The sequence below is a fragment of the Rhodococcus sp. MT28 genome, assembly GCF_058792695.1.
This window is the reverse complement of the sequence record NZ_JBXAFD010000004.1, coordinates 257,599-269,951: the sequence shown is the minus strand read 5'-3', so window position 1 is coordinate 269,951 and position 12,353 is coordinate 257,599. Positions and strand designations below refer to the sequence as shown.

Sequence of the window (12,353 nt, the reverse complement as noted above, 5' to 3'; positions counted from 1 at the left end):
GTCTGTCGTCAGCAGCAGTCAGGGGTAAATGCATGTCCAGTCGTTCGCGCACCACAGAGCTTCGAGTACTGGCAGGCGCCGTCGGAGTGGGAGCACTCGTCGCGGCCGTCGCTGGGATCCGTCATCGGCGATCCACGCGTGGGTTGACTCTGTCGAGCGACGTCGAGCCCAATGCACTCCTGAAGACTCCGACTCTCAAAGCTGACATCAGCGAACTGACCACCGACGACGGTGCGATCATCAATGTCCGGGCTTACGGTCCCGTCGACGGCGATCCGATCGTTCTCAGTCACGGCTGGACGTGCTCCACCGAATTCTGGTACCCGCAGGTCAATGCGCTTGCCGGCGAATATCGCGTCATCACCTACGATCAGCGCGGTCATGGCCGCAGCACCGTCGGCAATCTTCCGCTCGGCCCGGACGTCCTTGCCGACGATCTCTCTGCAGTGCTGGCGGCCACGGTTCGCGAGGACAAGAAGGCCGTCATCGTCGGTCACAGCATGGGCGGGATGAGTATCATCGCCTGGGCGGGTCGTCACCCCGACGAGGTCAAGAAGTACGCGTCGGCGGTCATGCTCGCGAGCACCGCGAGCGAAAGGTTGATCGCCGAGACCACGGTCATCCCACTGCCCAATCGTTTCCCTCGCGTGCCGGTCCCCGTGGGCCGCGCCATCCTCAGTTCGCCCGTTCCGTTCGTCTCCTCGGGCGCCATGACGAAGGCGATCCAGTACGTCTCGATGTCACCGAACGCGACCAAGGCCGAGATTCAGTTCTGCGAGAACATCGTTCGTGAGTGCAAGCCCCGCATCCGTGGAGGTTGGGGAGCAGCGCTGAGCACCCTCGACATTCACGAGGGACTCGACAATCTCGAAGTGCCGACCACCGTGCTCGTCGGTTCGCTCGATCGGCTCACTCCGCCGGTCCATGCGCGCAAGCTTGCGCAAGTCCTCGACGACGCCGGCAACCTCGAACGGTTGATCGTGTTGCCGGGCGTCGGTCACATGTCGTCGATCGAGAACATCGACGAGTTCGACAAGGAAATCGTGCGACTGCGCAATCTCTAGCGCAACGCAGCTCTAGCTGAAGACGACCGTCTTGCGCCCGTGGACCAGCACACGATCCTCGAGGTGCCAGCGCAGTCCGCGGGAGAGTACGAGCTTTTCGATGTCTCGACCCTGACGGACCATGTCGGCGACATCGTCGGCGTGGTCCACACGGATCACGTCCTGCTCGATGATCGGACCGGCATCGAGTTCGGCGGTCACGTAGTGGCAGGTGGCGCCGATCAACTTCACGCCGCGGGCGAACGCCTGGTGATAGGGGCGGGCACCGATGAACGACGGCAAGAAGCTGTGGTGGATGTTGATCGCGCGCCCGGCCCAGTGCTCGCACAGTGATTCGGGCAGCACCTGCATGAATCGGGCAAGCACCACGGCGTCGGGATTGTGAGCGTCGACCAGGGCGCGGACCTTCTCGAAGGACGGTCCCCGTTCTGCCGGGTCCTTGGCGAACGGAACATGGTGGAAGTCGATCCCGTGGCGCTCGGTGACACTGCGCAGATCTTCGTGGTTTCCGATGACGGCGCTGATTTCTGCCGGGAGTTCCCCGCCCGCGGCTCGGCCAAGGAGGTCATGCAAGCAGTGACCTTCCTTGCTCACGAGCAACACGATCTTCTTGGGTGCGCCGGAGTCGTGAAGAGTCCACTCGGTTTCCGGACCGATCTCGGCCGCAACAGCTTTGAACCGTTCACGAAGCTCGTCGATGCTCATGCTCACCGACGATGCACGGACCGCCTGACGCGTGAAGAACCATCCGGTGTCGGCATCGGCGTGGTATGCAGCCTCCACGATCCATCCACCGACGTCGGTGAGAAAGGTCGAGATGCGTGCGACGATGCCCGTGGTGTCGGGGCAGCCGAGGGACAGAACATAGCGACGATCATCGATCGATGGTGCAGCGGTCATGCGGCCTAGTCTCTCAGGTGCGGCTGCAGCGACGGTCGCGTGGTGGTGTGCCAAGCTTTCCAACATGTCTGAAGCTGCACTCACTCGTTCCCAGGTTGCCGCGATGGTGGACCACACTCTCCTCAAACCCGAAGCCACCGCGGCCGATGTGACCGCCCTGATCGACGAAGCACGCAGCCTCGGTGTGCTGGCTGTCTGTGTCTCGCCGTCGATGTTGCCGATTCGCGCCGAGGGACTTGTGACGGCGGCCGTCGTCGGATTCCCGTCGGGGAAGCATCATTCGCTGGTCAAGGGTGCTGAAGCGCGACTGGCCGTCGATCAAGGCGCAGCCGAGATCGACATGGTCATCGACGTAGGAGCGGCGGTCGCCGGCGACTACAGCGCGGTGTTGGCCGATATCCTCACCGTCCGCGAGGCGATGGGGGAGAGTGCGATCCTCAAAGTGATCCTCGAAACCGCAGCGCTGTCCGACGAGGCCATCGTCGAATGTTGCCGCGCAGCTGTGCGTGCCGGAGCGAACTTCGTCAAGACCTCCACCGGCTTCCACCCCGCGGGTGGAGCGACGGTCGAGGCCGTCGCACTGATGGCGCAGACGGTCGGCCCGGGCGTGGGAGTCAAGGCCAGTGGCGGAATACGTACGACGCAGGCAGCGCTCGACATGATCGCGGCCGGCGCCACCCGCCTCGGACTATCCGGAAGTCGAGCAGTATTGGACGGTCTGGCCGACTAGGTCAGCAGGCCGCAGCTGTCCGGAACCGCCGAGGTGTTCTGGTTGTTCGCGTCGGCGACGGGCATGGCGTAAGCGCCGCCCTCCAACGAGATCTGGATAGCGTCGTCGGTGACGGTCAGCTTCGTGGGCTTCATGTCCAGCGGGTAGGTCTGCAGGCTGTCGGTGAGTGTCTGGACGATGCCGTCGACCAGATCGGTCGGCAGACCCAATCCGAGAATCTCGGCGCCGACGGTCTGGACGTCGACCACACCGTTGGTGACGGTGGGCTTGACCGTGAGCTTCGCGAGCCCGACCGGACCGACGTCGAACGCGAGTGTTCCGGCGCTCGAGTCGGCGGTGACGCCGGAGACGAGCCCGCCGAAGGTCTGTTCCTGCAAGGTGGCGAGAATGCCTGCGGTAGACCAGGTGACGTCGGCGCTGGAGCTGCCGATGGTGCCGCTGTTGCCCGCCGAGGGCTGCAAGTTGATGTCGTTCACCTTCGCGTGAACCTGCATTCCCGTTGCGGGGCCGAACGAAGAGTCGTCACTGTCGATGCTGATGTACGGCACCTTCTTGTCGACTGCCTGCAGGAGTACGGGCTTCCAGCTCAACCCGACGTCGACCTGGGATCCCAGTTCGCTCTGGAACTGATCGGCCATGCAGGTCTTCACCTGGTTGCGTACGTACAGTTCTCCACCGACGAGCGCCGCGACGAGCACGGCGATCACCACGAGAAGGATGATGAGCACTCGGTTGCGCGGACGAGGGTTGTTCGCTGCGACAGTCATTCGCCAGATTCTTCCCGACGAGTCTGAACGAACTCTGTGAATACGCACTTCCTCATTCCTGTGATGCGCGACACACTCGCCCGTAGTCTGTTCGAAACGGCGTTTTCGACGGTCACCGGAGGTGGTCATGGCTTCGGACTACGAATCACTCGAGTTGCTGGCGCTGCGACAGTGCGGATTTGTCACGGCTCTCCAGGCATCCGAACTGGGTTTCGGTCTGGCGTTGATGGAAGAAATGACGGAATCCGGAACATGGACATGTGAGTGCCGCGGGCTTTTTCGCCTCGAACGCGTCAGACATACCGCCTTGGACGAGTTCGCGAAGTGGTGCACGTGGTTCGCCGGTAGCGCCACCGTCTCGCACTACAGTGCCGCAGATCTGCATGGCCTCGGGCACCTGCAACCTCGCTTCATTCACCTCTCCGTTGCGCACCCTCTCGCGGCGCCGACCCGCCAGGTAGCGCTGCACCGACTGCCGCTCGCGGACGACGAGTGTGAACAGATCGGGCCCATCCGCATCACCACGCCTTTGCGTACCGTGCACGACCTCGCTTCCGGTGGAATTTCTCAAGTCCTGCTCAACGAAGTAGTCGCCGATGCGGTCGCGATAGGCCGACTGGACGCGCACGAGCTGTATCTCTCGTGTGAGAACGCGAGCGTCGACGTTGCTGTTCGGGTCGAGTTGGCTCTGGCCGCAAGCCTGTAGCCGAGAGAGATCTTCGAGGCTCCTGCGACCTTCTGGCATCACTCCCGAAATCGAATATGACGCCGATATCAGAGATTTGTAAATCGCTATTTTCGGGCGACTGTTTTGTCTTTAGCGCAGGTAAGAACGCATCCAGATGTGCGGTGCGGGACGTACAGCCCACTGTTACTGCAGTTCGGCGATGTCGCCGATGAACTAAATCTGCGAAAAGCGTAGTTACTTTACAGTCAATGGGATAACGTCACGGCATCGAAAGCAGACGGACGCTTGTCCTGGACGCCTGTCTGCCCGTTGTCGAGAGGGATCTGGATGTCCGTGAGTGGTGTTCGTCGTTTTGTCGGTGGGTTGAGTGTTTTTGCTGTTTCTGCGGGCTTCGCGGTGGTTGCGGGTGTCGGGGTTGCTGGTGCGGCTCCGGTGACGGCGGAGTTCAATTCCGACGGGTACAAGGTGACTCGGACGATCAGTAACGGGACGCCGTCCGAGGGTGATGTGATCACGTCGAAGACGGTGTTCAAGCGAACTGCCGCGGTTCACAATCTGTATGCGGTGCGCGATTTTCATCCGGCGTGTATGACGTATGTCGATGGTTCGGCGACGGTGAACGGTAGTGCGTTCCGTGTCAACGAGGTGGCTACTGATTCTGTTCGTTTGAGTGCGGGTGCTACGGAATGGCCGATGTGGGGTGGTGACGTCAAGACGTTCGAATTCCAGTATCGCGTCGGTGCGGATTGTGCTCGTGGTACTGATTTGTCGACGACGGTGCATTTCGACGGGACGGTGTTCGTTGACGACACGACGAATGGTCGTGGTCCGTCGATCAACGTTCAGAAGAACGTGTCGACGACCACCGTGTCACCGGTCAGTGGCGCTCAGGTGGGGCAGCCGGTGACGTTGAGTGCGACGGTGACCGGTGGTGCCGACGGTGATTCGGTGGAGTTCTTCGACGCCGGTTCCAAGATCGGTGCGGGCGCGCTCGCCAATGGTGTTGCAACACTTGCCTGGACACCGACCACCCGTGGAGACCACTCGATCACAGCGAAGTTCGCCGACACGGCGCGTGCCGTCGGTTCCCCTTCGGCAGCGCTGATCGTGAACGTTTCGCAGGCCGATGCTCAGTCCAGTACGACGCTGGCGCCGATCTCGGGCGCGCAGGTCGGCAAGTCGACCAATCTCAAAGCGACTGTGTCCGCGTCGGGCACCGGTGGAACGGTCACGTTCAAGGTCGGCGGAACGGTGCTCGCTTCGGTACCGGTGGCAGGCAACGGTGAAGCGACCTATGCCTGGGTTCCGACGGTCGCCGGTGCACAGACGGTGGAAGCCGTATTCGCCGGTCGATCCGGTGTCACCGGGTCGAGTACCACCGCGAATGTGACAGTCGCCGAACAGCCCGCCGGAACAACAAGCTCCACAACAGATCTCAGCGTAGTAGCGGGCCAGGTCGGCGTTGCCCAGACGATCTCCGCTCAAATCAGCCCCGCCAATGCGGGTGGCACAGTCACCTTCAAGGACGGCGAGACCGTCATCGGCACGGCTACGGTCGATTCATCCGGAAAGGCCAGCCTTTCGTGGAAGCCCGCAACTCAAGGGCAGCGAGTTGTCGCGGCGGAGTACTCGGGCGCCGGCACGGTGACGGCATCGTCCGATCAGGTCTCCGTCCAGATCGCCGCACCCGTCGACGGTGAAGAACCAGGCAACGGCACCGGTTCGCTCGGCAGCCTCGGCAACATCTTCGGCTCCTAGCCGCCGACACCTGGTGATGCCCCGCCCGCGTTCGGCGGTGGGGCATCACCCATTTCGCTCACTTCTCGAGAAGGAAAAGCTATGTCTGTAGGTTCTGCACGCCGTGCAGTTGCAGGTTTGAGTGTGTTTGCTGTTGCTGCGGGTTTCGCGGTGGTTGCGGGTGTCGGGGTTGCTGGTGCGGCCCCGGTGACGGCGGAGTTCAATTCCGACGGGTACAAGGTGACTCGGACGATCAGTAACGGGACGCCGTCCGAGGGTGATGTGATCACGTCGAAGACGGTGTTCAAGCGAACTGCCGCGGTTCACAATCTGTATGCGGTGCGCGATTTTCATCCGGCGTGTATGACGTATGTCGATGGTTCGGCGACGGTGAACGGTAGTGCGTTCCGTGTCAACGAGGTGGCTACTGATTCTGTTCGTTTGAGTGCGGGTGCTACGGAATGGCCGATGTGGGGTGGTGACGTCAAGACGTTCGAATTCCAGTATCGCGTCGGTGCGGATTGTGCTCGTGGTACTGATTTGTCGACGACGGTGCATTTCGACGGGACGGTGTTCGTTGACGACACGACGAATGGTCGTGGTCCGTCGATCAACGTTCAGAAGAACGTGTCGACGACGACGCTGTCACCGACCAGTGGCGTGAAGTTGGGACAACTTGTTCCGCTGAGCGCGACGGTGACCGGTGGTGCCGACGGTGATTCGGTGGAGTTCTTCGACGGTGCCACCAAGATCGGTGCGGGCGCGCTCGCCAATGGTGTTGCAACGCTTGCCTGGACACCGGCTGACGTCCGAACCCACAGCGTGACGGCCAAGTATCTCGGTAATGCAAAGGTGGCGTCTTCCACGTCGTCAGCTGTCGACGTCGTAGTGTCCGAAGCGGACAAGAGCACTGCAACCGCGATCACCGGTCCCGCAAGTGCAGTTGCAGGTGAGTCCGTGACCGTCGAGGCTACGGTGTCGCCCACTCCGGCGGGTGGCACGGTGCAGTTCAAAGACGGTGCAACCGACCTCGGCGGCGCCGTTCCCGTCGATGCCAACGGCAAGGCTTCGCTGACGAATTCCTATGTAGTCGGAGCGCATTCGATCGTGGCGGTGTACTCCGGTTCCGGTGTCTACCAGACTTCGACGTCGGCGCCACATGCGCTGACAGTCGCTCCGGTGGTGGTCGAGGAGAACACAACGACTACCCTCGTCGGCCCGTCGACAGGTTCGACAGGGGAGGCCTTGTCGTTCACTGCCTCCGTCTCGACCGGTGCTGCAGGCGGAACCGTGCAGTTCAAGGAAGGTGGCAGGGATCTGGGATCCCCGGTTCCCGTGGATGCCTCAGGTAAGGCAACAACCACGCCGACCTTCAACGTGGCGGGCGAGTACAGCATCACCGCAGTGTTCTCGGGCTCGGGCAACTACTTGGGTTCGACATCGAACGCCCAGACCGTGAACGTCAAGGCGCCGGCTCCCACCGACCAGCAGACCCAGACGGTCTTGACCGTTCCGGCGGATGCAAAAACCGGTACGGCAGTTGGTCTGTCCGTAACCGTCACGCCGACGCCGGTGGGCGGCACAGTGCAGTTCAAGGACGGCTCGGGCAATCTCGGCTCGCCGGTGCCGGTCGTCGAGGGCAAGGCGTCGATCATGCACGAGTTCGCGAGCGTCGGTACGCACGACATCACGGCCGTCTACTCGGGTGCAACAGGATTCCTCACCTCTACCTCGGCCGCTCAGTCGGTTTCGGTCACGGCTCCGGCCGCGGAGGATCAGGAAACGTCCATCACCGTGAGCGCTCCGGCGTCAGCGGTCAAGGGCGCGAAGGTTGATCTCGTTGCGGCAGTGGTACCTACGCTCAGCGCAGGAACGGTTCAGTTCATGGACGGAACCACCCCGATCGGTGGACCAGTTGCGGTGGTGAACGGTAAGGCCACGCTCTCGCACACCTTCACCGAACTCGGAGATCGCCGAATCACCGCGGTGTTCAGCGGAACTGACGGCTATCTCGGTTCCGAGACCCAGGCCGCAGTCACCGTCAAGGTAACGGCAGCGTCCGACGGCGGCGATCCCGGCAACGGCGGCAGTTCGACCGGTTCACTGGGAAGCCTGGAAAACATCTTCGGGTCCTAGCCCGACGCCTGCACACAGACGCCTCGCCGCGGAGAACACCTCCGCGGCGGGGCGTTTCCCGTCTATGAGTTCAGGGATTCGGCGCTACGACGTGCCAGGGCACGGTCAGGATGCAGTCACGAAGACGTCGCCGCGCGGGCTGCACGGGAATTCCTTGCGCCCGAAGAATTTCCAATGCGGCAGCCCAACGATGGCGAGGTCCGAACGAGGCGTGCGGCGCGGCGGTGGCCCAGGCTCGATCGGCCGCGCTGAGCAACGCGTGGATCGGCTCACCGGGAACGTTGCGGTGGATGAGAGCCTTCGGGAGACGTTCCGCGATGTCGGAAGGGCGCTCGATGTCGAAGGGATCCCAGGCCAGTGTCAGGGTCAATGGACGATCAGCGTCGAGAAGCACCCAGGCGCAACGTCTCCCGAGTTCGTCGCAGGTTCCGTCGAGTAGCAGCCCGCCCGGTGCGAGACCGGACTGAATGTGTGCCCACGCAGAGTCCACAGCCTCCTCCGGATACTGCCGGAGCACGTTGAAGGCGCGTACGAAGACGGGTGTGAGACCGGCAAGTTCGAATCCACCACGGGCGAAGCTGACACCGTCACGACTCTCGACCACGCGGGCGGGGTCGATCTCGAGCCCGATGACGCGTCGATCCCGCCGGACAGCGGTGAGGCGGCTTGCCATCTCGAAGGTGGTGTCCGGCCTCGCCCCGTACCCGAGGTCGACGATCAACGGATCGGTCGCGTTGTTCAGGGCGTGCGCGATAGTGCGGTTGTGCACGATCCACCGGTCACTACGTCGCAGTCTGTTGATTCCCGTCGTGCCACGGGTGATGACCCCCTCGATCTTCGGGGGTGGAGCTTTCTTCACGCCGGGTTCAGCGTGCGGCGAGCCAGGTCGCGGTGACCTGGGCTTCGGTGCGGAACAGATCTACGAGGTTGATGAGCATCAGTTGCTCCAACTTCGCGCCGATGAACGGTATGAAGACCTTGGCCTCGGACGTGGTTCGCAGCGTGGACCCGGTATCGGTCGCGAACAACTCCATGGTGCCGGACAAACTCCCCGGCCCGGCCGGGATGGACGCTTCGTACGTTCCGGTCACGGTGTCACCGAAGGCGCCGTACGACTCCTTACGAGTGATGACAAGATCCTTCTTCATCACCGTCTGAGCGATGTCAGGCAAATCCGTGCGCGGAAGAATGTGGTGGAGCACGAGATCGATTCCGGAATCGGTGACCTCGAAATGTTCCACATGGTTCTCGGAATGCTTGCGCATCTCCTCGACACGGGCCTCCCAGTACGAGCGGTCCGCCAGCGCCGCATAGACCTGCTCGGGGGAGTGCTGATAGCGGGCGGAGTAGTCGATGCGGCGAGCCATGATCGTAAAGAATACCGGTTACACGCTGTGACAAGCCAAATCGGCTGTATCCACAACTGCCGCCGCTCGCAGGGTTTTACTTCGTGATCCACTCCCGGGTGAAGTCCTGTTCGGCCTGGATGAGCCGGACAACCTCGTCGACAATCGCACTTTCGATCTTTCCGCCGAGGAACGGGATCTTGACCTCGACCTCACCGTCGATCTCGAGAGTGGCGGAGTTCTCGTCACCTGTCAGCACCTGCGTGCCCTCGACACGGGCGGGAACGCCGTCGACGTGGGCGGAAAAGGTGCCGGTGGCCTTGCCGTCCTTGAAAGGCGCCATCGTTTCACTGCGCTTGATGACGATGTCGCCGTTGACGACTTTCGACACCATGCTGGGGAGATGCTCTGCGGCAATGATCTGCGACATCGTGACCGCGACGGTCTCGTCGCGAACGGTCAGCTCTTCGATCGTTGCGCCGGGACCACCGACAGCGACGATTCGGTCGCGCCAGTACTGCTCGGAGGTCACCGCCTCATGGACCTTCTCGGCGGGGACTGTGTACTTCGACGAATGCTCGATGCGACGGCTCACGATTGTGGAGGCTACCGTTTATCGATGTGTGGGACGTAACCATTGGCAGACGCGTCGTGGAATCAGGCGCTTTCGTGTCCGAGAACGTTGACTTGTCGGGATTGACGACGCTCCGAATCGGGGGACCGGCGCGGCTGCTCGCCGAATGTCCGACGACGCAGTCGTTGATCGACGTCGTGACGCTGCTCGATCGCGAGCAGATCCCGACGCTGATTCTCGCCGGCGGATCCAATCTCGTGATCTCCGACTCGGGATTCGACGGAGTTGTCGTTCGTGTGGCCAACACCACCGTGAGCCTCGACACGGGCCGCGTCGTCGCCGAAGCGGGCGCGGTGTGGGACGAAGTAGTCGGTCAATCCGTCGCCGCGGAGTTGGGTGGCCTCGAGTGTCTCTCCGGGATTCCGGGCTCCACTGGTGCGACGCCGGTGCAGAACGTCGGCGCGTACGGCGTCGAGGTGGGCTCGCGGCTCCGGCGGGTTCAATTGCTCGACCGACGCAGTGGCGAAGTGTCGTGGGTCGAACCGTCGAAACTCGAATTGGGTTACCGTTCGAGCGTTCTCAAGCATTCCGATGCAGCAGTGGTTCTCGCCGTCGAATTCGATGCGTCGACCGACGGACTGAGTGCCCCGCTCGCGTACCGCGAACTGTTCACCGCGCTGGGGGCAGAAGAAGGCGCGCGGTTGCCTGCGTCGCAGGTCCGTGAGGCAGTTCTGGGACTTCGGACAGGCAAGGCGATGGTCCTCGATCCGTACGATCACGACACCTGGAGCGCGGGTTCCTTCTTCACCAACCCCGTGGTGCCCGACGACAAGCTGCCTGCCGTGCTCGAAGCAATCGCCGAACAGCTCGGCGACGTCACCGTGCCGCAGTTCCCCGGCAGTGGTGGAACCAAGCTCTCGGCCGGATGGTTGATCGAACGGGCCGGATTCTCGAAGGGTTATCCCGGCGAAGATGCACCGGCCAGGCTGTCGACCAAACACACCTTGGCGTTGACCAACAGAGGGTCGGCAACGAGCGCGGATGTGGTCTCGCTCGCGCGGACAGTGCGCGACGGCGTCGAAGCCGCGTTCGGTGTCCACCTGGAACCGGAACCGGTAACTGTGGGCTGCACCGTCTGATTCTTGACAGAGCCCGCAGGTAGCCTGTTGAAGTGCATGAGCTGGGTGGTAGGAGAAGTCGTTCGCGTCTTGTTGCGTTGGTAGCTGTATTGCTCGCTGTGATGGTGGCCGTCGTCGGCTGCACGATCGGCGGCAAGGACGGACAGGGCGGCGCGGCGGCCGCCGAACCAGCACCGGTGGCGACTGTGGTGTCGACGCCGGCGCCCGGCACCAAAGATGTCAGCCCGGTCGCTCCCGTCTCGGTGGCGGTGACCCAGGGAACGCTGTCCGACGTCAGCCTCAGCAACGCAGCCGGTAAAGCCGTTGCAGGACAATTGTCGCCTGACAAGACATCGTTCACCGTCAGTGAGGCACTCGGCTACGGCACCACGTATTCGTGGTCGGGCTCGGCAACCGGGACCGACGGTAAATCCGTGCCAGTCCAAGGGAGCTTTACGACGGTTGCCCCGGAGTCGACCACCGGCGCCACCCTCAACATCGCCGACGGCCAAGAAGTTGGTATCGCGGCACCGATCACGTTGCAGTTCGACAACTCCGTCGTCGACAAGGCGGCCGTCGAGAAGGCGCTTGTCGTGACCACCGTGCCGCCCACCGCCGGATCGTGGGCTTGGCTGGCCGACGACAACGGCGGATCGCGGGCCCATTGGCGTCCGGCCGATTACTGGGTGCCGGGCACGACTGTCCATCTGGACGCCAAGCTCTACGGCTTGAACTACGGCGGTGGCGCCTTCGGCGACCAGGATCTCACGCTCGACTTCACGATCGGTCGTAGCCAGATCGTGAAGGCGAATGCGCCCAGCCACCGCATGCAGGTGGTGCGCGACGGTCAGACGATCATGGACATTCCCGTCAGCTACGGCGAGGGAAACGAACCTCGCAACGTCACGCGCAGCGGCATTCACATGGTGACGGAGAAGTACGAAGACTTCATGATGTCCAATCCGCCGTTCTACGAGAACGTGCGTGAGCGTTGGGCGGTGCGCATCTCCAACAACGGCGAATTCATCCACGCCAATCCTGAGACCACCGGGGTGCAGGGCTCGTCGAACGTCACGAACGGTTGCATCAACCTGTCGACATCCGACGCGCAGGAATACTTCGGAACCGCCCTCTACGGTGACCCCGTAGAGGTGACCGGCACGTCGATCGACCTGTCTCCTGCGGACGGCGACATCTACGACTGGGCAATCGATCTGCCGACCTGGAAGTCGATGTCGGCACTGCCGTAACTCTGTACTGCGGTAAATCCGTGGATGAGGGAACCGTCCGGGC

The 12,353-nt window shown here is 62.6% G+C and carries 12 protein-coding genes; 7 read left to right on the top strand and 5 right to left on the bottom strand.

The window, feature by feature from the left end:
* Positions 1 to 32 precede the first annotated feature (32 nt).
* Positions 33 to 1,064 (top strand): alpha/beta fold hydrolase, encoded by a 1,032-nt coding sequence (locus tag AC1Q6C_RS17665; protein WP_021333908.1) that lies wholly within the window; start codon positions 33 to 35, stop codon positions 1,062 to 1,064.
* Positions 1,065 to 1,076: 12 nt separating this feature from the next.
* Here the strand turns inward: AC1Q6C_RS17665 and purU are convergent, their stop codons facing one another.
* On the bottom strand, positions 1,077 to 1,964 hold the full coding sequence (purU, locus tag AC1Q6C_RS17660; RefSeq protein ID WP_003941509.1) for a formyltetrahydrofolate deformylase: 888 nt from the start codon (positions 1,962 to 1,964) through the stop codon (positions 1,077 to 1,079).
* A 64-nt stretch (positions 1,965 to 2,028) separates the two neighbouring features.
* On the opposite strand from purU, the gene deoC reads away from it, so the two are divergent.
* On the top strand, positions 2,029 to 2,694 hold the full coding sequence (gene deoC, locus AC1Q6C_RS17655; RefSeq protein ID WP_047268935.1) for a deoxyribose-phosphate aldolase: 666 nt from the start codon (positions 2,029 to 2,031) through the stop codon (positions 2,692 to 2,694).
* Here the strand turns inward: deoC and AC1Q6C_RS17650 are convergent.
* The gene (locus tag AC1Q6C_RS17650; protein ID WP_007735358.1) at positions 2,691 to 3,461 is read right to left on the bottom strand and encodes an LmeA family phospholipid-binding protein; all 771 of its coding nucleotides are present in this window, start codon (positions 3,459 to 3,461) and stop codon (positions 2,691 to 2,693) included. The genes deoC and AC1Q6C_RS17650 overlap by 4 nt on opposite strands.
* 127 nt (positions 3,462 to 3,588) lie before the next feature.
* Here AC1Q6C_RS17650 and AC1Q6C_RS17645 point away from each other — a divergent pair, with 127 nt between their 5' ends.
* The 3 genes from AC1Q6C_RS17645 to AC1Q6C_RS17635 all read left to right on the top strand — a co-directional run bounded on the left by AC1Q6C_RS17645 (position 3,589) and on the right by AC1Q6C_RS17635 (position 8,022).
* A complete protein-coding gene (locus AC1Q6C_RS17645) occupies positions 3,589 to 4,167 on the top strand; it encodes a type IV toxin-antitoxin system AbiEi family antitoxin domain-containing protein (protein WP_003941523.1) in 579 nt (192 codons plus the stop codon).
* Between the two features lie 309 nt (positions 4,168 to 4,476).
* On the top strand, positions 4,477 to 5,907 hold the full coding sequence (locus AC1Q6C_RS17640; RefSeq protein ID WP_492666719.1) for an Ig-like domain-containing protein: 1,431 nt from the start codon (positions 4,477 to 4,479) through the stop codon (positions 5,905 to 5,907).
* 81 nt (positions 5,908 to 5,988) lie between these two features.
* Entirely contained in the window at positions 5,989 to 8,022 is a 2,034-nt protein-coding gene (locus tag AC1Q6C_RS17635) for an Ig-like domain-containing protein (protein WP_125050471.1), read from the top strand.
* A gap of 70 nt (positions 8,023 to 8,092) precedes the next feature.
* Here the strand turns inward: AC1Q6C_RS17635 and AC1Q6C_RS17630 are convergent, their stop codons facing one another.
* The 3 genes from AC1Q6C_RS17630 to AC1Q6C_RS17620 all read right to left on the bottom strand — a co-directional run bounded on the left by AC1Q6C_RS17630 (position 8,093) and on the right by AC1Q6C_RS17620 (position 9,963).
* Positions 8,093 to 8,881: a hypothetical protein gene (locus tag AC1Q6C_RS17630; RefSeq protein ID WP_007735354.1), complete on the bottom strand. Its 789-nt coding sequence runs from the start codon at positions 8,879 to 8,881 to the stop codon at positions 8,093 to 8,095.
* Between the two features lie 7 nt (positions 8,882 to 8,888).
* Positions 8,889 to 9,389 (bottom strand): DUF2505 domain-containing protein, encoded by a 501-nt coding sequence (locus AC1Q6C_RS17625; RefSeq protein WP_007735352.1) that lies wholly within the window; start codon positions 9,387 to 9,389, stop codon positions 8,889 to 8,891.
* 76 nt (positions 9,390 to 9,465) lie between these two features.
* Positions 9,466 to 9,963 carry a DUF2505 domain-containing protein gene (locus tag AC1Q6C_RS17620; RefSeq protein WP_042452956.1) on the bottom strand — a complete coding sequence of 166 codons (498 nt, stop codon included), beginning with the start codon at positions 9,961 to 9,963 and terminating at the stop codon, positions 9,466 to 9,468.
* A gap of 74 nt (positions 9,964 to 10,037) precedes the next feature.
* On the opposite strand from AC1Q6C_RS17620, the gene AC1Q6C_RS17615 reads away from it, so the two are divergent.
* Together AC1Q6C_RS17615 and AC1Q6C_RS17610 are read left to right on the top strand one after the other, a co-directional pair.
* Positions 10,038 to 11,081 carry a UDP-N-acetylmuramate dehydrogenase gene (locus AC1Q6C_RS17615; RefSeq protein ID WP_208689755.1) on the top strand — a complete coding sequence of 348 codons (1,044 nt, stop codon included), beginning with the start codon at positions 10,038 to 10,040 and terminating at the stop codon, positions 11,079 to 11,081.
* A 32-nt stretch (positions 11,082 to 11,113) separates the two neighbouring features.
* Positions 11,114 to 12,310, top strand: coding sequence for a L,D-transpeptidase (locus AC1Q6C_RS17610; RefSeq protein WP_042452959.1), 1,197 nt, complete (start codon positions 11,114 to 11,116; stop codon positions 12,308 to 12,310).
* Positions 12,311 to 12,353: the final 43 nt, after the last annotated feature.